The organism is Paenibacillus sp. LRG-1, assembly GCF_057220305.1.
The window spans coordinates 4,057,139-4,078,958 of record NZ_CM170126.1 but is presented as its reverse complement, the minus strand read 5'-3'; the positions used below and the strand labels follow the sequence as shown (position 1 = coordinate 4,078,958).

Annotated in this window: 14 protein-coding genes; 13 read left to right on the top strand and 1 reads right to left on the bottom strand. The window is 50.2% G+C overall.

Annotated elements, in window-relative coordinates:
- Positions 1–54: 54 nt before the first annotated feature.
- Positions 55–489 carry an NUDIX hydrolase gene (locus ACUUJN_RS17950; protein WP_023989501.1) on the top strand — a complete coding sequence of 145 codons (435 nt, stop codon included), beginning with the start codon at positions 55–57 and terminating at the stop codon, positions 487–489.
- Here the strand turns inward: ACUUJN_RS17950 and ACUUJN_RS17945 are convergent.
- On the bottom strand, positions 479–1,501 hold the full coding sequence (locus ACUUJN_RS17945; protein WP_023989500.1) for a Na/Pi cotransporter family protein: 1,023 nt from the start codon (positions 1,499–1,501) through the stop codon (positions 479–481). The genes ACUUJN_RS17950 and ACUUJN_RS17945 overlap by 11 nt on opposite strands.
- 143 nt (positions 1,502–1,644) lie before the next feature.
- Between ACUUJN_RS17945 and ACUUJN_RS17940 the strand changes: the two genes are divergently transcribed.
- The 12 genes from ACUUJN_RS17940 to floA all read left to right on the top strand — a co-directional run bounded on the left by ACUUJN_RS17940 (position 1,645) and on the right by floA (position 21,808).
- The gene (locus ACUUJN_RS17940; RefSeq protein ID WP_484668764.1) at positions 1,645–3,024 is read left to right on the top strand and encodes a class I SAM-dependent rRNA methyltransferase; all 1,380 of its coding nucleotides are present in this window, start codon (positions 1,645–1,647) and stop codon (positions 3,022–3,024) included.
- Positions 3,025–3,261: 237 nt separating this feature from the next.
- Positions 3,262–6,828, top strand: a complete 3,567-nt coding sequence (gene addB, locus ACUUJN_RS17935) for a helicase-exonuclease AddAB subunit AddB (protein ID WP_484668763.1) — start codon at positions 3,262–3,264, stop codon at positions 6,826–6,828.
- Positions 6,825–10,844 carry a helicase-exonuclease AddAB subunit AddA gene (addA, locus tag ACUUJN_RS17930; protein ID WP_484668762.1) on the top strand — a complete coding sequence of 1,340 codons (4,020 nt, stop codon included), beginning with the start codon at positions 6,825–6,827 and terminating at the stop codon, positions 10,842–10,844. The genes addB and addA overlap by 4 nt, the downstream gene beginning before the upstream one ends.
- Before the next feature lie 28 nt (positions 10,845–10,872).
- Positions 10,873–12,057 (top strand): exonuclease SbcCD subunit D, encoded by a 1,185-nt coding sequence (locus ACUUJN_RS17925; RefSeq protein WP_028540452.1) that lies wholly within the window; start codon positions 10,873–10,875, stop codon positions 12,055–12,057.
- Positions 12,054–15,449, top strand: a complete 3,396-nt coding sequence (locus tag ACUUJN_RS17920; RefSeq protein ID WP_484668761.1) for an AAA family ATPase — start codon at positions 12,054–12,056, stop codon at positions 15,447–15,449. Before ACUUJN_RS17925 ends, ACUUJN_RS17920 begins: the two co-directional genes overlap by 4 nt.
- Before the next feature lie 262 nt (positions 15,450–15,711).
- Positions 15,712–16,116: a hypothetical protein gene (locus ACUUJN_RS17915; RefSeq protein WP_028540454.1), complete on the top strand. Its 405-nt coding sequence runs from the start codon at positions 15,712–15,714 to the stop codon at positions 16,114–16,116.
- A 328-nt stretch (positions 16,117–16,444) separates the two neighbouring features.
- Complete coding sequence (locus tag ACUUJN_RS17910) at positions 16,445–17,788, top strand: aminotransferase-like domain-containing protein (RefSeq protein WP_053325788.1); 1,344 nt, start codon at positions 16,445–16,447, stop codon at positions 17,786–17,788.
- Positions 17,789–17,950: 162 nt separating this feature from the next.
- Positions 17,951–18,310, top strand: coding sequence for a histidine triad nucleotide-binding protein (locus tag ACUUJN_RS17905; protein WP_025722131.1), 360 nt, complete (start codon positions 17,951–17,953; stop codon positions 18,308–18,310).
- Positions 18,311–18,481: 171 nt separating this feature from the next.
- Entirely contained in the window at positions 18,482–18,655 is a 174-nt protein-coding gene (rpsU, locus tag ACUUJN_RS17900) for a 30S ribosomal protein S21 (RefSeq protein ID WP_005547957.1), read from the top strand.
- Between the two features lie 16 nt (positions 18,656–18,671).
- Complete coding sequence (locus ACUUJN_RS17895) at positions 18,672–19,115, top strand: GatB/YqeY domain-containing protein (protein ID WP_013311146.1); 444 nt, start codon at positions 18,672–18,674, stop codon at positions 19,113–19,115.
- A gap of 280 nt (positions 19,116–19,395) precedes the next feature.
- Positions 19,396–20,763, top strand: coding sequence for an NfeD family protein (locus ACUUJN_RS17890; protein WP_023989491.1), 1,368 nt, complete (start codon positions 19,396–19,398; stop codon positions 20,761–20,763).
- Between the two features lie 37 nt (positions 20,764–20,800).
- Positions 20,801–21,808 carry a flotillin-like protein FloA gene (gene floA, locus ACUUJN_RS17885; RefSeq protein ID WP_043922497.1) on the top strand — a complete coding sequence of 336 codons (1,008 nt, stop codon included), beginning with the start codon at positions 20,801–20,803 and terminating at the stop codon, positions 21,806–21,808.
- The last annotated feature ends 12 nt before the right edge of the window (positions 21,809–21,820 follow it).

The following is a 21,820-nucleotide window of genomic DNA, read 5'->3' as shown; positions in this document are numbered from 1 at the left end:
CTTTCCTTACAGAGAGGACGGAATCCTTGTTGCGCAAGGAAGGGAGATTACAGGATGGCAGCAAAAAAGGAAATTTCCGCAGGCGGCGTTGTGTTTCGCAAACAGGGGGAGCAACTTGAAATTCAGCTCATTACTGACCGATATGGCAAGGTATCCTTGGCTAAAGGGAAAATGGAGTTGGGAGAAACAATCGAACAGACGGCTTTACGTGAAATTCGCGAGGAAACAGGGTTGAACGGGCGGATTATCCAGCATGTAGATATGATTGCTTATACGTATCATCATCCAGAATTTGGGGAAGTAGATAAAGAAGTACACTATTATCTCGTAGAGGCACTGGATGGGGATTTACAGGCACAGATTGAAGAAATTAAAGGAGTTGCGTGGCATACGCCTGAGGAAGCATGGCGTCTCCAGCGCCAGGGTGGATATGACAATAATGATGTCATTTTAAGCAAGGCGCTGTCCATGCTAGGAATTAACGTTTGATTCTGTGGGGAGATATACGATCCTCTAAACGCGTCCACACAGGTAGATAGCAGAGAGGCAAAACCAGCAGAGAGCTAATAACGTTAAACAGAGTTTGGGCATGGGCTACTTTAGCTCCGGGCTCGGTAGATATCCAGGCAGCGGCCATCTCCAGACCAGGGATCAACGGCATAAAGAGCAAGGCTCCGCCTACGTTCAGCAGCACGTGGGACCAGGCCACAAATTTGCCGGACACGCTGCCGCCAACAGCGGCAATGAGGGCGGTTACGCAGGTGCCTACATTGGAGCCGATGACGATGGCGATCCCCACATCGGCTGGCAAGGCTCCCGCAGCGGCAAGGCTAATCGCCATGCCAATGACGGCTGCGCTACTGTGAACCAGCGCGGTCAGGCAGGCTCCAGCAGCGAAGGCCCACCACATGTTGGCCGCAGCGTGATCAAGAAACCAGCGGAATAGTCCGGCCTGCTCAATCCAGGGGCCGACTGTTTGCATTACGCGGATACCTGCCAGAATCAGCGAAAATCCAGCAAAGACGAGGCTGATATATTGTACAGCCTGCGGACGGCTAAGCCCATTGGAGCCGGGTGAAGCTCCGGCGGACGCATACTGGCGATTGGGGACAGCTTCACCCCACAGGACGGCAGTGCTCCAGCATAGCAGTGAGCCGCAGAGCAGCGGAACAGCCAGCATGCCAAGCTGGAGCCCCATCAGCTCAGTGGTCAGGCAGGTGCCGATATTGGTGCCGAGAATGATGCCGAGCGTGCGGCCGTAGGTCAACAGCCCGGCGTTAACCAGTCCGATCGTCAGCACCGTTACGGCGGTGCTGCTTTGCAGCAGGGCCGTAATGCCTGAGCTGAACAGCATGCCCCGCCAAGGGGAAACTGTGGCGCGGTTCAGCCAGCGGGTGAGGAAGGGGCCGGCTAAATGCCGGAGGGCTGCTTCCATCAGCTTCATCCCGCCCAAAAAAATAAACAGCCCGCCGCACAGTGGGAGTATAACATGTATAAACACGGGCATAGCCCCCTTTTCTAGGTGAAAATACTTATGTAACAGCCTATGATCTGTCGGGGACAGCCATGACAAGCATGGCTGAGCTCTTTTTTACGGAACGATATTAAGGACTTTGAGTAATCCAAGAATGGGAGTGAAGGATTTTGCCTTCAGTAATATTAGAACGCAGCCGTAAAAAAAGGCTGGAGCACGCACACCCTTGGGTGTTTAAAAACGAAATAGCCAAGATCGAAGGGGACCCAGAGGCAGGCGATTTGGTCAGTATCGTTAACCATCAGGGGCGTTATTTGGCGACAGGTTACTATAATCCAGCTTCACAAATTACAGTGCGTGTGATGTCCTACGAGCCGCTGGAAGCAATGGATCAAAACTTTTTTGCCCAACGCTTTCGCAAATGTCTGGAGCACCGCGAACGTTTTGTGACCGGGGGAAACGCTTATCGGTTGGTGTACGGCGAGGCTGATTTTTTGCCTGGACTGATTGTAGATCGATTTGGTGATGTGTTAGTCGTGCAGTTGTTAACGCTTGGCATGGATCGGCGCAGGGAAGAAATCAGGGATGCGCTCGTTGAAGTAGTGGGTCCTGTTGGTATATATGAGCGAAGTGATGTATCCATCCGTGAGCTGGAAGGATTGGAACAAACGAAGGGTCCTTTGTACGGTGATTGCCCGCGTCATGTGGTAGTGACGGAAAATGGCCTGCAAATCAAGGTTGATATCGTAGAGGGCCAGAAGACGGGTTATTTCTTTGACCAGCGTGAAAATCGTGCGGCCATAGCACCGTTGATGACAGGTTGGGGAGCACGTAGTGGAATTACGCTACAAGAAGTAGCTGCAGACTCAGGGGATGCGGGCACAACGGTCATGAAGCCAGTGAATAAAAGTGGTAAGGTTGTTGAATTCCCATTCTGGGATGGCGCAACCGTATTGGAATGTTTTTCGCACACGGGAAGCTTTACGCTCAATGCATGTAAACATGGTGCTAAAAAAGTAACTTGTCTTGATATTTCAGAGCATGCGATTGAAAGTGCGCGGGATAATGTCAAGCTGAACGGTTTTGAGGAACGCGTTGAGTTTGTCGTCGACGATGCTTTTCAATATTTGCGCAATCAAGTGAAAGGTGTAGAGGAACGCAATGCACGAGCCGGGGGCAAAGGAGATACATCCAAGCCGCTGACAGCAGGTGGCGGACGCACCTTTGACGTGGTCATTCTTGATCCGCCAGCCTTTGCCAAAACGAAGAACGCTGTCAAAGGAGCTACACGTGGATATAAAGATATCAACCTGCACGGGATGAAGCTGGTCAATGAGGGCGGCTATCTGGTGACTGCGAGCTGCTCGTTCCATATGCGGCCAGAGTTGTTTTTAGATACCATTGAGGAAGCGGCGGCAGATGCCGGCAAAATCCTTCGTCTGGTAGACTGGAGAGCGGCTGGTAAAGACCATCCTCAAATTTTGGGTGTGGAGGAAGGCCATTACTTGAAATTCGCCATCTTTGAGGTGCGCAGCCGGACACAGCTGTAGGTTTCATACAAGGTCAAAGTCAATCGCCTTTTTGGTGATTAAATAGGTAAAATAGACTCGTTTAGGTATAAATCAGTCCTGTAGAGAAGGCATGCACCAAGCCAATCTGCGGGACTGATTTGTTTTTTTAGAGGGAGGAAGAATTGCTACAACATGGCAAACGTACGTTCTTTTCTCCCTTGCCTGATATGCTATACTGTTTAATAGAATGTTGTTCGTTGGAAAGGAGGCCGCATCATGTCGGTTCGCTTGTTGATTGGCCGCTCTGGGAGTGGTAAAAGTACGTTAATCCGCAATGAAATGACGTCTATGTTACGCGAGGAGCCGCTAGGTAAGCCTATGCTGTTACTTGTACCGGAGCAATCGTCATTTGCTTCTGAGCATGCGTTACTTACAGAAGCCGGAAACGGTATTCAGGGGTCGGTGCGCGCCCAAGTGATGGGATTTCATCGTCTTGCCTATTTAGTTATGCAGGAAACCGGGGGTTCAGCACTGGTGCCTGTAACGGAAGAAGGCAAGAAGATGCTTTTATATAAAATTATTCGTCGTCGCAAGGATGAACTGAGTTTGTTTAAGGATTCGGGAGACCAGCTCGGCTTTGTGGATCGGTTGAATACATTGTTTACGGAGCTAAAGCAGTATGGAAATGATACTCGGTCTGTACCGGAGCAACTGGAGCGAATGAACGCTGCTGGAGAGTCAACTCCGATTTTGCGCGGCAAGCTCAAAGATATCAGTCTAATCTATGAGGATTTTGAACGAGAGCTGACGCTTAAATATATTGACGGTGAAGATACGCTGCGCATGCTGGCAGAACAGATTGCTGAGTCTTCCCTTGTGCGTGGGGCAGATATTTGGATGGATGGCTACCGCAGGTTTACACCACATGAATACAAGGTGGTGGAGCAGCTTATGCTGCACGCTTCTTCGTTGACGGTGGCGCTGACTTGCAACCGCAGCTACGAGAGCGGACAGCTTCCGCATGAGCTGGATTTGTTTCATCCCTCAGCGGCTACGTATGTAAAGCTCAAAGGAATGGCAGACGAGCTGATGATAGAGACGCAGACACAATTACTGCGCCCTGATCCGCTGCCGAGATTTAAGGAGCGTCCGGCGTTGGCGTATTTGGAGGCTAACTTTGAACATCGTACAGGGTTACGGAATCAGGAACAATGGATGCGGCTGCAGCAGCTACGAGAGCAGTGGACAGAAGAACAGCCGGAAGGCATAAAACTGTACACTGCGGCTAATCGCCGTGCAGAGCTGGAAGGGGCTGTACGCGAAATGCGTCGTCTGGCCCGAGATGAGGGCGCTCGTTATCGGGAGATGGCCCTGTTTGTACGTCATATTGAAGATTATGAGCCATGGGTGGAACCGATATTCAAACAATATGAGGTTCCAGTATTTCTGGATCAGCGGAGAAGTGTTTTGCATCATCCCTTAGTGGAATTGATTCGGGCTTCGCTGGATATCGTGCAGCGTCGTTGGCGATATGAGGATGTATTCCGTGCGGTCAAAACAGACCTTCTCCTGCCGCTGGATGGTCGGGTGAGCCGTGAGGAGATGGACCGTTTGGAAAACTATGTACTAGCCTGCGGAATACAAGGCAGCCGTTGGACAGACGGTCGCCCGTGGCAGGCTGTGCCCAGCTTGTCACTGGAGCTGGAGGAGCAGGAACGGAGCCGTCAACGGGATGAAACGTTGGATTTGATGGAACTGTGCCGGGATGTGATCGTGACGCCTTTACGTGCGTTTGAGAAACGTGTCGGCAAGGCACGAACTGCACTTGAGAAGTGTGAAGCGGTATATCTGTTACTGGAGGATGCAGAAATCGGCCACAAGCTGGACGCCTTCATTCATCAGGCAGAGGAAGCAGGAAAACCTGAGCAGGCGAAAGAGCATCGTCAAGTATGGGATGCGGTGCTTGAACTACTGGATCAAATTGTCGAAATGATGGGTGATGAGAGGCTGGATACCTCTTTGTTTGCGGGTGTGCTGGAAACGGGATTGGCTGAGTTCCGTATGGGACTTGTTCCGCCAGCTCTGGATCAGGTTCTAGTCGGAAACACGGACCGTACACGTGTGTCCGGTATTCAACATGCCTTTGTACTAGGTATGAACGAAGGTGTGATGCCGGCTGTGTTCCATGAGGACGGTGTGCTGAATGAGCAGGAGCGTACGGCATTAAACGAACGAGGCGTAGAGCTGGCGCCGGATATGACAAGACGTCTGTTGGACGAACGTTTTCTCGCTTATACGGCCCTTACTTCAGCCGGTAAAAGCCTGTGGATGAGCTATGCAGTGACTGATGAAGAAGGGAAGTCGTTGCTGCCGTCTGAGTTAGTACGACATGTGTGGCACCTGTTTCCTAGTCTGGACGAGCGTCCACTGGCTGGATACCCTTTGCCTGGAGATGCTTGGACGACGCAATGGGAGTATGCTTCTCATCCGTCTGAGGCATTGCCGCAGCTCATTGCGCAATTACGACATTGGCGACGTGGCGGTGACATTTTATCTCCTTGGTGGGAGGTATATAACTGGTATGCAAGCCAGCAAGGGCGTGAGAAGGACAAGCTGCGTCAGCTGTTGACCTCACTTTTTTACGAGAACCATGCCGAAATGCAGAAGGAAACGAGCCGCCGTCTGTACGGCAGCAAGCTGCGTACCAGCGTATCTCGTATGGAACGTTTTGTGGCATGTCCATTTTCGCACTTTGCCTCTCACGGTCTTCGTTTGAAGGAACGTCAAATGTATCGCCTGAAGGCCCCGGATATCGGACAATTATTTCATGCAGCGCTTGGAGAGATGGCGATCAATTTGCGTAAACGCAATGTCAGCTGGGGCAGTCTCAGCACGGAGGAATGCCGCCAAGAGGCGGAAAGTACAGTGGAGCGTTTGGCTCCTCGTCTGCAAGGCGAGATTTTAATGAGCTCCAAGCGGTATGGCTACATTTTGCGTAAATTGAAAGACATCGTGAGCCGTGCCTCGTTGATTTTAGGTGAACATGCGCGAAGAGGTAGCTTTGAGCCGATTGGGCTGGAGTTAGACTTTGGGCCGGGTCAGCAGCTTCCTCCGTTAAGCTTCCGGTTAGATAACGGCGTTGTAATGGAAATTGTCGGACGGATTGACCGTGTAGATGTGGCAGAGGGAGAAAAGGGGTTACTTTTGCGTGTCATCGATTACAAATCTAGCCAAAAGGATCTCAAGCTGCATGAAGTGTACTATGGCCTGTCCTTGCAGATGCTCACCTACCTGGATGTGCTGCTGAATGCGGCGGAGGAATGGTTGGGCGAGACAGCTTATCCAGCGGGTACACTGTATTTTCACGTCCACAATCCGATGTTGCAGTCGCCTAACGGTCTTAGCGCAGAACAGGCCCGTCAGGAGCTTTTAAAACGTTTTAAGATGAAGGGATTATTGCTCGCGGATCGGGATGTAGTTGGGCAAATGGATACAGCATTGGACAAGGGATATTCCTCTATTTTACCTGTTGCGGTGAAAGCAGACGGCAGTTTTTATAGCAGTGCTTCGGTTGCTTCGCCGGAACAGTGGGACAGCCTGCTAGCTTCGGTACGTCATAATATCCGGACGATTGGCACACGGATGACAGAGGGCGATGTGGCCATTGAACCTTATCGTATCCAGCAAGAGACGGCTTGTACCTTCTGTTCTTTTAAGCCTGTTTGTCAATTTGACGACAGTCTGGACGGTAGTGGCTACAATCAATGGGGTAAACCCGGTAAGGATCAGATCTGGAATCTGCTGGGTCATACACAGGAAGGGAAAGGAGGAATGGACCAATGATAGGCACGTCAAACACTAAAGGCATGCCGAAGCCGGAAGGCAGTATGTGGAGTGATGACCAGTGGCGTGCAATTTCGGAATCTGGTAATAACATGCTGGTCGCGGCAGCGGCAGGGTCTGGTAAAACAGCGGTGCTCGTAGAGCGTATTATTCGTAAAATCGTCGATCCCCAGCTCGGCTTCAGTGTGGATCGGTTACTGGTAGCGACCTTTACGAAGGCAGCCGCCGCCGAAATGCGTCAACGGATACGCGAAGCGTTGGAACGTGTACTGGAGCAGGAACCGGAAAGTGAGCATGTACGCCGCCAGCTATCGTTGCTGAATCGGGCCTCGATTACGACGCTTCACTCATTTTGTATGGAGGTCATCCGCAGGCATTATCAGGCCATTCCCCTTGATCCCGGTTTTCGGATTATGAATGAGCATGAGACAGAATTGCTGCGTCAGGAGCTTCTAGAAGAACTGTTTGAGGAGAAATATGAGGCTCATGATGAAGGCAGTACATTCCGCAGACTGGTCGACTGGTTTAGTGGAGAACGCACCGATGATGCAATGTACGTGCTTGTTCAGCGGCTGTATGATTTTTCTCAAAGTCATCCGTGGCCAGAACATTGGCTGCGGGAGACAGCGGCAGCATTTCGTGTACAGGATGTAGCCGCTTTGGGAGAGACTCCCTGGGTTCGCAGTATTTTGGCGGATGCTGCACTTTCATTGCGTGGAGCAGCGAGCTTGCTGGAACAGGCGCATGAAACAGCTATGCAGCCTGGCGGTCCTGCACCTTATGCCGTGACGCTGCAAGAGGATGCGGCGATGGTGAAGGGATTGTTACAGGAGCTGGAGACACAGCCGTGGGCATCTCTATATGATCATTTTCAGACAGCTTCCTTCGGTAAGCTCAAGCCCGTCAAAAAAGATCAGACCGAGCCTGCATTGCAGGAACGGGTTAAAACGCTGCGTGAAGCAGCCAAAAAAATGATTACAGATATGAAGGCTTCCCTGTTTGGCAGGAGAGCAGAAGCCTATTGGGAGGAGCTGCACGCCGCGGCTCCGCTGATGGACGAATTGATAGAAACCGTGATTGTATTCGGGGAACGATTTCAACATCACAAGCAGTCAAAAGGGCTGGTGGACTTCGGGGATTTGGAACATTACTGTCTGAAAATATTACGACATCCCGATTCTACTCCGTACAAGCTACTACCTTCCGACGCTGCGCTCGAATACAAGGCGCAATTCGACGAGGTGCTGCTGGATGAGTATCAGGATACGAATACCGTACAGGAAGATATCGTCAGGCTGGTATCACGGGAGGAACCGGGTAACCGTTTTATGGTGGGCGACGTGAAACAGAGTATTTATCGGTTTCGGCTGGCGGAGCCGGGTCTGTTTTTGAATAAGTATCAACGGTACGGAATGCAGGAGCAGGAAGATGGCTTATTAATTGATCTGGCGCGTAATTTCCGCAGTCGGGAGGAAGTTGTCGATGCGGTCAATTTGGTGTTCCGCCAGATTATGAGTGTGGATGTGGCGGAAATTGAGTACGATGAACGAGCATGGCTGGTACACGGCGCATCCTATCCCGACCAGTCGGATCAAGACCCTGCATCTGTATATGCACCTGAGCTGCTGTTAGTTGATAAGGGTGGACATGGTCTTTCTGAGGCTTCGGAGCTGTCCGAAACGGGGGACGAATCTGTTTTACAGGAAAGTGAGCTGGCTGAGCTTGTGGAGTTAGAAACGGCACAGTTAGAGGCTCGTGCGATCGCGCAACGGATTAAAGAACTGACCGGAGACACTGGACAACCACTGTTGATTTACGACAGAGGATTAAAAGCGATGCGTCCGGCAGTCTACGGTGATATCGTCATTTTGCTTCGTTCCGCAAGCGTGTGGGCCCCCCTAATTGTGGAGGAACTGCGGCTTGAGGGCATTCCGGCCTCCGGGGAGCAGACGACAGGCTTTTTTAAAGCAACGGAAGTTGAGGTAATGTTGTCTCTGCTGCACATTATTGATAATCCGCAGCAGGATATCCCGCTTGCATCAGTGCTTCGTTCGCCGATTGTCGGCTTGACCGAAGATGAACTGGCACAAATTCGGTTGGAGAAGCCGGATGGATTGTTTTATGGCGCATTGCTGGCGGCGGCTGAGGCTGACCCACTGGAAGAAAGCGAAAAAGGGATTTCAGCTGAGATTATGGAGTTGGATATTTTCCCAGAGGACTCTTTATCTTCATCTGACTTTGGTAATAGAAATGACGGGAATACGTTGTCTGCCCGACTACGTTCATTTTTGCGTAATTTGGAAGCCTGGCGGCAGGAAGCCAGACAAGGCAGCTTAAGTGCATTGATTTGGAATGTGCTGGAGGAAACAGGATATCTGGATTGGGTCGGTGGACTGCCTGGCGGCTCACAGCGTCAAAGCAATTTGCGGGCGCTATATGACCGAGCGAGACAGTATGAGACTTCTACGTCCAACCGAGGATTGTTCCGATTTCTGACCTTCATTTCCCGTCTACGGGAGCGAGGCGGTGATTTAGGATCAATTAGCGGAGGGACTGAACCCGATCAGGCTGTCCGCATTATGACCATTCATAAAAGTAAAGGACTTGAATTCCCTATCGTGTTTATTGCCGGGACAGCAAAAATGTTCAATCAACAGGATCTCAATGCGCCGTTTCTTATGCACAAGGAGTTGGGGTTTGGTCCTAAATATGTGGAGGAACAAAATCGTGTCAGCTACCCTACGCTGCCTAATTTAGCGATCCGCCGACGCTCACAGCTGGAGCTATTGGCTGAGGAAATGCGGGTGTTATACGTGGCGCTTACACGTCCGCGCGAAAAGCTGATTATGACCGGAACCGTGAAGGATCTCGCTTCGCGCGCAGCGGGTTGGGCACGTGCCAAAGAACATACGGAAATTGTCTTACCAGACTATATGCTGGCGGCAGGCCGCAGCTATCTGGACTGGGTAGGTCCCGCTTTGATTCGGCATCCTTCTGCTACTTTGTTGAGGGAAGCCGCAGGTGATCAGGATGGGTACTGTCACAGGCTGGAACATATGCCGGGAACAGACTGGTTATTTAAAATCGTGGCCTCGGAAACACTTTCCGGCTCTCGTGTGAACTCAGATCATGAGGAAGAGGTGTCGGGAGAAGAGCGCCAAAAGAAGACAGAAGCACTGAGAAATGCGGAGCTAATCGATTTGAACGAAGAGAGTGAAACGGATATTGAAGCTGCTCTTTCCTGGATTTATCCGTATGAACGGGCTGGCAAGACGGCAGCCAATACATCGGTTACTGAGATGAAAAGATGGCTGGAAATGCAGGAGATGGGTTCGGACGATTGGCTGAATCTATCTACCTCCCTACTAGCAGAGTTACCGGAGGATCGGGAGGATTCTCACACTGGGGGAAGTCAATTACACTTGCGCAGACCTAAGTTTATGGGGAATCAGCGTCTGACTCCAACGGAACGAGGAACAGTCTATCATATGTTGATGCTGCATTTGCCACTAGATGGGGGGATGAGCGCCGAAGTTATTGAGGAAACCAAGGCTCGTTTGCTCAATCAGCGTATGTTACTGGATGTTCATGCAGAGGCGCTAGATACGGATAAAATATTACGCTTTTTCACTAGTGAGCTGGGTAGCAGAATGCTGGGAGCATCCCATGTTCAAAGAGAGCTTCCGTTTACTTATACCATGCGGGCAAACGATTACTGGAACCACAGCTTACCATCGATGTCACCAGGACAAGAAACAGATTCGGAAGGTAGACAGGACGGCGATAAGGTGCTGATGAACGGGATTATTGACTGTCTATTTGAAACTCCTGAAGGACTCGTACTGGTAGATTATAAAACAGATCGGATATCTGAATATCGTACACTGTCCCATTTAACAGACCAATATCGATTTCAATTGGAGCTGTATGCCCGTGTGATCGAAGAGATTACAGGCAAAAAGGTTGCTGAGAAGTGGCTGTATTTTTTAGAAGCTGGAGAGAGTGTACGGCTGTAGTTATATAGATAGGGAGAGGAGGAATAGCATGCGGATTTTGCATACAGGTGATTGGCATTTGGGCCGCACGTTGGAAGGACGCAGCCGTTTAAAGGAGCAGGAGGCGTTTTTGGAAGAATTGGCGAAAATGGCTGACGATCAGCAGGCCGATTTGATTATGATGGCTGGAGACGTATACGACTCAGTCAATCCATCGGCCGCAGCCGAGCAATTGTTTTATGAAACGTCTGCCCGTCTTACGGCTGGAGGAAGACCACTAGTCGTCATTGCGGGCAATCATGATCAGCCGGAAAGGGTATCCTCGGTCACACCGCTGGTGAGCGGGCGCGGAATTACATTGCTGGGACTGCCCCATGGGGAAGCGGTACGCGTTCATACACCGCGAACGGGTGAAATGGCATGCATTGCAGCCTTGCCATATCCCTCCGAGTCTCGTCTGAACGAGCTATTGTCTGAAGACGGAGATGAAACAGTATTGCGCGAGGCATACAGCCGCCGTGTGGGCTTGCTGATGTCACAGCTGGGTACAGCATTTCGGCCTGACACCGTTAATTTGTCGATGAGCCATATTTATGTGCTCGGCGGGCTGGAATCGGACTCGGAACGTCCGATTCAGGTCGGGGGGGCGTATACCGTAGATCCGTCTGCTTTGAGCATTGGGGCACAGTATACGGCTCTAGGACATTTGCATCGTCCCCAATATGTGAAGGGAGACGGGCTGATGCGTTACAGTGGCTCGCCGCTGGCTTATAGCTTTTCCGAAGCCGGACAAGCCAAATCGGTTACGTTAATTGACGTGGTTGCTGGCAAGCCTGCTCAGGTCGAGGAACTGTATATTACCAGTGGACGCCCATTAGTGAGGTGGCGTGCACGGGGAGGTCTGGAGGAAGTATATCGCTGGCTGGACGAAGGACTGGATGCCGATGCCTTTATTGATCTGGAAATTACGCTGGATGAAGCGATGTCGATGGGAGATATTCAGCGGCTGCGCAAAAGCCGTGAAGGCATCATTCATATTCGCCCAATGTATCCAGAAATGGCTGCCGCACAGCTGGAGCACCAACGATCAGAACTGCCAGTGCATGAGTTGTTCCGGGCATTCTATCAGCGGCAGACAGGTGGAGCAAAGCCGGATGACGGATTAGTGCAGTTGTTTCTGGAACTGGTGGAACAGGATGATGCAAGAGAGCACGCTGAGGAGGATGACGCATGAAACCAATCCTTCTAAAACTGGCGGGGTTGCAAAGCTACCGGGAGTCACAGGAAATTCGCTTTGACGATTTGACCGAAACTGGACTGTTTGGAATTTTTGGCCCAACGGGTAGTGGAAAATCAACGCTGCTGGATGCCATTACGTTGGCTATGTACGGTAAAGTGGAGCGGGCAGTGAATGGTACACAAGGCATTATGAATCATGCTGAGGATACGTTGTCTGTTGCGTTTACGTTTGAATTAATGTCAGCTCAAGGGCCTCGTCGTTACCGTGTAGAACGACGTTTCAAACGTGCTGGAGGCGTATCGGTTAATAATACGCTTAGCCGTTTTATTGCGTTAACAGAGGATGGCGAGGAAGTGCTTGCCGATAAGGTGCAGGATGTGACGCGCTGTGTAGAGGAGTATATCGGCCTGAAAATGGACGATTTTACACGAGCTGTTGTATTGCCGCAGGGAAAGTTTGCGGAATTCTTGTCCTTAAAAGGCAGTGAACGTAGACAGATGCTACAGCGTTTATTCCATCTGGAGAAGTACGGAGATCAACTTGCACAGAAGCTAAGCCGTCGTGTGAAAGATAACGATAGCGCACTGAAAGCGTTAGAGGCGGAGCAGCAAGGGCTGGGGGATGCGAGTGCTGAAGCGCTTGAACATGTAGAGTTGCGTCTCAAAGAGGCGATTGCCAATGCAGAAGCTTCGCGTCGCGAGCTAGAGCGTGTCTCACGTGAATCGGAGGCGCTAAACAAAACCCGTGAGCTGGTCATCGAGCTCAGCCAAAGATCGAACGAGCTGGAGCAGTTGGCAGCACAGGAGCCGGGCATTGCTTTGCTGGAGCGCAAGCTTCGACAAGCAACTGCAGCCGAGGCATTGCTGCCTGCGCTGACGGATTGGAAGGAAGCCATTGCTGAAGCGGAAAAACGGCAAAAGACTGCCGAAGAAATGGAAGTCCTGGCCGCTACCGCGCAGGAGGCTGCGCTTGTGTCTGCGCAAGCAGATGAGCAGGCCCGGCAAGCACTCAGTGCCGAAGAACCGAAGCTATTGCTTCGGATCGACCAACTAGAGCAGGCGCTTCAACTGGAGCGTGATACGGAAGCGTTGCGGACCGAACGGGAACGTCTGGCGGCCGAGCTTGTGCAAAGCGAACAAACCCTTGCTGAACATGCAGAAGGACTCGCAAAGGAACAAGAGCTACAGACGCGAGGCTTGAAGCGACAGCAAGAGCTTCAACAGGAGCTAAAGCAAAATGAAGTGCGGGCAGATGAGCGGCGTATGCTGCAAGAGGCTGTGCAACGGCTGCAACAGCTGGAAGTCGCGAATGAGCAATTGCGTGAAGCTGAACTGGAGTACACCGCTCAGGAGAATCGGCTTGCGCAAGCTGACGAACGTTTACAGCTGACGGACCAGGAGACACAGGAGACAGAGGCACGGCGTTCTGCCCTTGCTGCACAGGCAGCTGATGGCATTGAGGCATTGCTGACGTTGGAGGCAGAGATCACCGTCGATATGTCGTCACTGGCCTCCGAGGAAGAGCAACTGCGCCACGAGCTCCGTGCCGAGGAGCTGGGCCGTCTTGCTCAGCATCTCGCTGCCGAGTTGCGCGAAGGCGAGCCGTGCGCAGTGTGCGGCTCGCTGCATCACCCCGCGCCTGCCGTCGTCGCGGCGCATAGCGCGGATGCCGCTGCGCCAGATGAGCTGCACCGCCTGCGGCTTGGTTTGCAGGAGCTGCGCCTCACACTGCGCCAGCAGTTGCACGAGCAGCGCAGCTTGCTGGCCCAGCCCGCCACCGCAGACAGCGGCGCTGCTGCCACAGGCGAGCCTTTCACGCCTGCGGCAGCACCAGCAGAGTCGCGCGGTGCCGCCGCTTGGGCGGAGCGCTGCACGGCGCTGGAGCGTGCTGCGGCAGAGCTAGCCGCACGTGCGCATATGCTGCCTGCCGAGGCACAGGCGCTGCGCGAGGCAGACGCCGCCGGACAGCAGCGGCGTATCCGTGCTGCCGCCGAGCAGGAGGCAGCAGCTGCAGCGCTGACGCAGGCACGCAGCAGGCGCGAGGCATGCACCACGCGCAGCGAGGGGCTGCGCGCCGAATGGGCGGCGCAGCTAACGGATGTCGCTCCTGGCGAAGCCGCGGAGCGTTACCGCGCCATGCAGGAGCGCGACGGGCGTGCGGAAGAGCTGCGGTCCCGGCTGGAGACGAGTGTGACCTTCCTCGAAGGAAAGGCGGCGCGTGTTCAACAGATACAGCAGAGTATCATCGAGGAGGACAAAATCATTATTGCCCGCCGTACAGGGCTCCAAAGCAAAGATGATTCGCTTCGTGAAAAGCTAGCACAGCTCCGAAAGTGGGTTGGAGATGGCCAAGCGGCTTCATTGCTGGAAGAAGCGACCTCGCGACTGTTGGGACTGAAAAACGGAGCTGAAGCCGCGGCACGCCGCCGTACCGAAGCGGAAGAACGCAAGCAGCAAGCCGTTCATGCTTCACTGATTGCCCGGCAGGCCTCCGACTCGGCAGAAGAAAGACGGCAGATGGCAGAGTCCCGTTGGGGCAGCCGTCTGGAAGCATCCTCCTTCGCTACGGAAGCAGAGGTTATGGAATGCTGCCTGGGACCGGAAGAAGCCGCACGCTATGAGCGTGAAGTGAGTTTGCATCGAGAACGGGAAAAAGAGCTGTCTTCCCGATTAAAACATGTCAAAGAGCAGCTGAATGGAACAACGGTAACAGAGGAACAGTGGGAAACGGCCACTGCACAGCTACGTGATTGCCGTGCACGCGACGAAGAGGCGCTTCAGAATCGCGCCAAGGCTGAGCGTGATTTAGAGGACTTGCAGCATCGGCACGTCCGCTGGATGAAGCTGGAGTCCAATCGTATACATTTGCGTAGCGAAGCGGAAAAAATGTCCAAGCTCCAGTCTGTTTTTCGCGGCAATGCCTTTGTTGAATATATTGCCGAGGAGCAGCTCATGCAGGTCAGTCAGTCGGCTTCACGCCGCCTGCGTTTTCTGACCAAGCAGCGTTACGCGCTAGAGGTAGATTCCAGCGGTGGATTTGTCATTAGTGACGATGCCAACGGTGGGGTCAAACGTCCGGTATCGACCTTGTCCGGTGGCGAAACGTTCCTGACCTCCTTGTCGCTTGCGCTTGCGCTGTCGGCTCAAATTCAATTGCGGGGCCAATACCCTCTGCAATTTTTCTTTCTGGATGAAGGCTTTGGAACGTTGGACCCTGAGTTGCTTGACACAGTGATCACCTCACTGGAAAAGCTGCACCACGATCAATTGTCTGTTGGTGTGATTAGTCATGTGCCTGAACTACGGGCCCGTCTTCCGCGCAAGCTAGTTGTTCTGCCAGCAGAGCAGGCTGGAGGCGGCTCACGTGTGGTTATGGAAACTTTTTGAAGCAATGTGATACAGGTCACAGATACAGTTTCAAACTATTGTTATAATACAGCCAAGCCGACAAGTTAATCATACAGCACCCCGGCGGACGTATGCTGCGGAAGAAATCTTCCCATCATACGTCCGTTCAGAGGGGCTCTGCCAAGAGCTCCCGGGGTGCTTCTTTTTTTTTGCAAGCCGGAATTCGCCCAATTTGATGTAGCAAATAGCCCGTTTTTGAATAACATACGGTATACATGCAAGAGCCTAGGAGGAAACAACCATGGAAAAAAGCATGACAACCGAAAAAGTTACAGCACCGGAACAGACGGATGCTAAAACACTATGTCAAAAGCATATGCATCGTTATGTATGCGTATGGGTGAAGGACGGGACAATGTATGACGGCATTGTAGAGCATGTGGATGATGAAAAGATATACTTAGCCGTTCCTATGGGTGGAGACGAGATGGAGAATGTCAATGTTAATCTCCCATATCCGCCTAATAATTGTGGCTGCGGCTCCCGTGCTTATGGTGGCTATGCGTCTTATCCTCCGTACCCGTACCCGTACCCGTATCCAGCACCCGCTTATGCATATGGGTTCCCATACGGACGCCGTCGCTTTAATCGTTTGATTCTGCCACTTGCAGCGTTGACAGCAATTAGCTTGCTGCCTTATTACTAATCCTATTTTCTTAGTCGTCAGACATAGTGAATTCCTGCTCTCTCCCGCCTACAGTTCTTGTGCAGTACAAGTGACTTTAAGGCGCATCCATACATTATCACCATGCAAGGCTGCTTCTTCCATTATGAAGAAACAGCCTCTTTTTCACGTAAAACATCCCGAATATGATCCAATGATTGAAACTGTATTAGTACAGTTCAATGAAATGAGGTATCCTGTTTATTCATAAACCATGGTAACATCTAGCGTGTAAAGAAACATAAGACGGAATAAGCATGTAATGAAATGAGCATGTAATGAGTATGTAAAGAGCAGGTGGGAGGATATTGTGAAAAAATACGTTTCAATTTTATTGGATATAGAACTTAAAATTCGCGAGGGACAATATAAATCAGGTTACAAGTTGCCGTCGGTCCGTGAGGCTTCTGAATTATACAGGTGCAGCAAAAGCACGATTCTGCGGGCATATGCTGAACTTGAAAAGAAACACGCCATCTATTCCATACCGCAAAGTGGATACTATGTAGTGGAAAATTCGGGCGATTTACACCATAGCCATATTCAAGACTCCGTTGATTTTGCTTCGGCCTCCCCGGATTTGAATGTATTCCCTTATCTGGATTTCCAACATTGTTTGAATCAGGCTATTGACACCTACAAATATCATCTGTTCACTTATGGCGATTCGCAAGGGCTGGAAACACTGCGTCATACGTTGGTTTCCCATTTGGCTGATACTCAGGTGTTTGCAAAAATGGATCGGATTATCGTTACTTCGGGTGTTCAGCAGGCATTGGAGATACTCGCTAAAATGCCGTTTCCCAATGGCAAAGAAAAGGTTTTGGTCGAGCAGCCAAGTTACGATATATATTTGCGTTTTCTGGAGGAAGAGAACATTCCCGTCAGTACCATCGTCCGGACAGCGGAAGGTATGGATTTTCACGAATTGGAGAATCAATTTAAGAACGAGAGCATCAAGTTTTTTTATACCATGTCAAGATATCATAATCCATTAGGAGTCTCTTACAACACAGAGGAGCGAAAAGCGATAGCTGCCTTAGCCGCCAAATATGATGTGTACATCGTAGAAGATGACTATATGGCAGATTTGGGGGCCGATCATCTTTTTGATCCCATTTATGCATACGACCAGACGCACCATGTTATTTATTTGAAAAGCTTCTCGAAAATCATTTTCCCCGGCTTGCGATTAGGAGTTGCGGTATTGCCAGAAGTCCTATTGAAGACGTTTAACACTTATAAAAGATATGTCGACACATCTATTTTGTCTCAGGCGGCGCTTGATATTTATATTAAAAATGGAATGTATGAACGCCACAAGCACACGATATATAAACTGTATTCGGAGCGCGTTCGTGCTCTTAACAAGGCTGTGGAACGATACAATCAGGCCGGATACGTTCAGACTTCAGCTGTAACTTCAGGAGTTTATATGCAGTTTAAACTGCCTCGGACGGTGAATTTGGAACGCTTGGTACAGTGTCTTTCCGCGAGGAACATCCAGGTTGTAGCTGGCAAAGGCTTTTATTTATCAGGCTATAGGGAACAAGAGAAATTTTTGCGCATAAGTATTTCGCGCGCACAGTTGGATCAAATTGATGCAGGGGTGAAAGCTATTATAGAGGAAGTTAGTAAGGGAAACTGGTATTAAGACCCTTTTTCCGTTATGATACATAAAGAAACATAAGTATAACCAAACATGGCTGTATATGTTTCTATTCAGTGTGGGAAATACATAACTTTGAATGCCGAGAGCAAGGGCTGTTTTTGTCTATTTGCTTATGATCGGCTCACTGCCAAAGGAGGGTTTTGAATGGACGATCTGTTTTTGAAAATTGTGGATGGAACCATCCCCAGCAAGAAGGTGTTGGAAACCGACAATGTGCTCGCATTTCATGACATCCAGCCTGCGGCGCCAGTACACGTGCTCATTATTCCAAAAAAATATATTCCTTCGATGAACGCTGTGACAGAGGAGGATCTTCCTCTTATCGCGGAGATTCATCGTGTTGCGGTTGAGGTTGCGAAAAAGTTAGGAATTGCCGAGTCTGGCTATCGGTTGATTAACAACTGTGGCCCAGATAGTGGACAAGCGGTGGGGCATCTGCATTATCACTTACTGGGCGGCGCCAAATTGGGTGCCTTGACAGGTATTTCGGACTCACATTCTTAAAAAATGACAGAGCTTGTCTTTTCAGTAATACGGATGTGAATGGAGAAAAATGGCCCTTTATGTATTCATTTTTTCTTATAGGTTGACACCTGGTTTCCGTTTCACCTATAATAAAATTTGATGAACCGTGTTATTGCTCTTGGACGGTCTGGTCGGAGGGAGGGAAAACTGGTGTCTGAAACTAAAGTTCGCAAAAACGAGACAATTGATGCTGCACTTCGTCGCTTTAAACGTTCCATTGCTAAGGATGGCGTATTGGCTGAGGTGAAGAAACGCAAGCATTATGAAAAGCCAAGCGTAAAGCGCAAGAAAAAGTCCGAGGCTGCTCGTAAGAGAAAGTTCTAGGAGGATCTAAGCAATCATGAATTTGAGCGAACGATTGAACGAAGATATGAAGCAAGCAATGAAGAGTAAGGACAAGTTCAAACTCTCCACCATTCGAATGGTTCGTTCTACGATTAAAAATCTTGAAATAGATTTGAAACGGGATTTGGACGACAACGAAGTGCTTGATATTCTGAGTCGTGAGATCAAACAGCGAAAAGATGCCCTCCATGAATTTGAAAAAGCCGGTCGTGATGAACTTGCGACAAGCACTAAAGCAGAAATAGAGATCATCGCTCAGTACCTTCCCGAACAACTTTCTGAGGAAGAAATTAAAGTTATTGTACAGCAGACCATCCAGGAAACCGGTGCTTCTTCGAAAGCCGAGATGGGGAAAGTAATGACGGCCTTGATGCCTAAGGTAAAAGGCCGCGCTGACGGTAAGCTCGTGAACCAAGCGGTTCAGCAATTTCTGCAATAAACCTGCGACAAACAGGAAAACACAACACCCTCTGTTTACAGAGGGTGTTATTTCTATATATGCGATGCCTACCATAGAATGTAATGGTGAGAAGATTCTTATATGTAAGCGCTATCGTTAATTGTATGAAACGTGATGTCCGTTGGGTGCGTAAAGTATCTGACAGCCGTCAGGATTAGCAATATACCCAATAATTTCACATTAAATCCTGAAAACTGTATAGTTTGTCTAACAAAGTTTGGTATGCTGTAACATAGAAAGGTCGAAAGGGGGGAGAGAAATGCATAGAGAACATCACCACTCCAGTCGCAAATTGATCTTTTTAACGTTGTGGATTATGGTAACCGTTTTGCTGTTACCCTTAGTTCATTCTGAATCAGCGGCGGCCCAAAATAAAGGTGGAGCTGTGTTTGTTATACCAGTTGATCAGGAAATTGAGCAAGGTCTAGGCAAATTTATGGAACGTGGATTTGCAGAAGCAGCAGATTCCAAAGCAGGTCTGATTTTACTGGATATTAACACTCCCGGTGGACGGGTAGATACAGCGGAGAAGCTGGGTAAACTGATTAAAGACAGTCCAATTCCGACCGTAGCCTATATAAGGGGCGAAGCGGCCTCAGCGGGTAGCTATATTGCGTTGAGCGCAAACAAGATTGTTATGAAACCGGGGAGTATTATCGGAGCAGCAGCGTTAGTAGACGGTAGGGGGCAGGCTATCACAGATCCAAAAACGGTAGCTTGGTGGAAGAGTAGCATGGCATCTGCCGCAGAAGCTGGCGGACGTAATCCGGATATTGCCAGAGGTATGGTTGACTCCAAAACGACCGTATCTATTCCAGAGATGAACTTTAATAAGGAAAATGGTCAGATCATTTCTTTAACCAGTGAGGAAGCGCTGAAGTTGGGTTATGCGGATCACATCGCGTCTTCCGAACAAGAAGTTATCCAGTGGATGGGTTACAGCACGGATGATGTAATTCATGTGGAGCGAACATGGGCTGAAAAAGCAGCCGAGATATTGACCAACCCAATTGTGCAGACGTTACTTTTATTTATCGGTATCGCGGGTGTCGTTATTGAGCTGCTCGTACCCGGTTTTGGTGTACCGGGAATTTTGGGCATACTCGGATTTGGTTTGTATTTTTTCGGCAATTATATCGCTGGTTTTGCAGGTTCGGAGACGTGGTTGTTATTTATTATCGGTCTGGCTCTGCTTATACTTGAAATGTTCATCCCAAGCTTTGGTATTTTGGGCATTTTGGGTTCAGTCAGCCTTGTCGCCGGAGTTGTTCGGGCAGCATACAACATGCAGCATGCGTTTATATCTTTGGGCATTGCCTTTGCAGCTGCGGTTGCTATTGTGGCGATTATCGCGGTTGTATTCAAGGACCGAGGGATATGGAACCGTTTTATACTTAAAGAAAGTTTAACGGCTGAACAAGGCTTTTCTTCAGTTGTGAACCGGGAAATGCTATTAGGTCAACGGGGTGTCAGTCTGACACCACTTCGTCCAGCCGGAACGGTGCTGATTGCTGATGAGCGAGTCGATGTTGTAACGAACGGCGAGTTTATTGCTACAGATATGCCGATTATAGTATCCAAAGTAGAAGGTGGGCGAATTGTGGTCAAGGCTGACACTAGCGTCTAAACAAGTAAATAACAAAGAATTAGATTAATGGAGGATGATGCGAGTGTTCGAATCGGGTATTGTCAGCGTTTTGCTGATTGCCGTTGTAGTGATTATTGTATTGAGCGTATTTTTCAGTTTCTTCCCGGTGATGCTGTGGATTTCAGCATTGGCATCGGGTGTGCGTATTGGCATCATTACGCTGGTAGCTATGCGGTTACGGCGCGTCACGCCAAGCCGAATTGTCAATCCGCTCATTAAGGCAACCAAGGCGGGTCTGGGCTTGAACATCAACCAGCTGGAAAGCCATTTTCTCGCAGGAGGGAATGTAGACCGAGTGATCAATGCGTTGATTGCTGCCCAGCGTGCTAACATTCCGCTTGAATTTGAACGTGCGGCTGCGATTGACCTTGCGGGACGGGATGTTCTGCAAGCGGTCCAAATGAGCGTTAATCCGCGTGTTATTGAGACACCTACTGTTGCAGCGGTCGCCAAGGATGGTATCGAAGTGAAGGTTAAAGCTCGTGTTACCGTGCGTGCCAACATTGATCGACTCGTCGGGGGTGCCGGAGAAGAAACGATTATTGCACGGGTCGGTGAAGGTATCGTTACAACCGTAGGTTCCAGTAATTCGCATAAGGACGTGCTGGAGAATCCGGATTCAATTTCGAGAACTGTATTGTCCAAAGGTTTGGATGCCGGGACAGCATTTGAAATCCTGTCCATTGATATTGCGGACGTTGATGTAGGTAAAAACATCGGTGCTTTTCTGCAAACAGAGCAGGCGGAAGCCGACAAACGTATTGCGCAGGCAAAAGCAGAAGAGCGGCGTGCGATGGCTGTAGCGCAGGAACAGGAAATGAAGGCACGTGTCGTAGAAATGAGAGCACGCGTGGTGGAATCCGAATCCGAAGTGCCGCTGGCAATGGCTGAAGCACTGCGTGGCGGGAAACTTGGCGTCATGGACTATATGAATTTGAAAAATATTGAGGCGGATACGCAAATGCGTGGCTCCTTAGGCAAACCGAATGAGAACTCGGGGAATGATAACAAGAACCGGGATTAATAACGGGACATA

Coding starts and splice junctions, on each gene's coding strand:
- ACUUJN_RS17950 (WP_023989501.1), top strand. CDS start 55: ATGGCAGCAAAAAAGGAAATTTCCGCAGGCGGCGTTGTGTTTCGCAAA.
- addB (WP_484668763.1), top strand. CDS start 3,262: ATGTCGGTTCGCTTGTTGATTGGCCGCTCTGGGAGTGGTAAAAGTACG.
- addA (WP_484668762.1), top strand. CDS start 6,825: ATGATAGGCACGTCAAACACTAAAGGCATGCCGAAGCCGGAAGGCAGT.
- ACUUJN_RS17925 (WP_028540452.1), top strand. CDS start 10,873: ATGCGGATTTTGCATACAGGTGATTGGCATTTGGGCCGCACGTTGGAA.
- ACUUJN_RS17920 (WP_484668761.1), top strand. CDS start 12,054: ATGAAACCAATCCTTCTAAAACTGGCGGGGTTGCAAAGCTACCGGGAG.
- ACUUJN_RS17915 (WP_028540454.1), top strand. CDS start 15,712: ATGGAAAAAAGCATGACAACCGAAAAAGTTACAGCACCGGAACAGACG.
- ACUUJN_RS17905 (WP_025722131.1), top strand. CDS start 17,951: ATGGACGATCTGTTTTTGAAAATTGTGGATGGAACCATCCCCAGCAAG.
- ACUUJN_RS17895 (WP_013311146.1), top strand. CDS start 18,672: ATGAATTTGAGCGAACGATTGAACGAAGATATGAAGCAAGCAATGAAG.
- ACUUJN_RS17890 (WP_023989491.1), top strand. CDS start 19,396: ATGCATAGAGAACATCACCACTCCAGTCGCAAATTGATCTTTTTAACG.
- floA (WP_043922497.1), top strand. CDS start 20,801: ATGCGAGTGTTCGAATCGGGTATTGTCAGCGTTTTGCTGATTGCCGTT.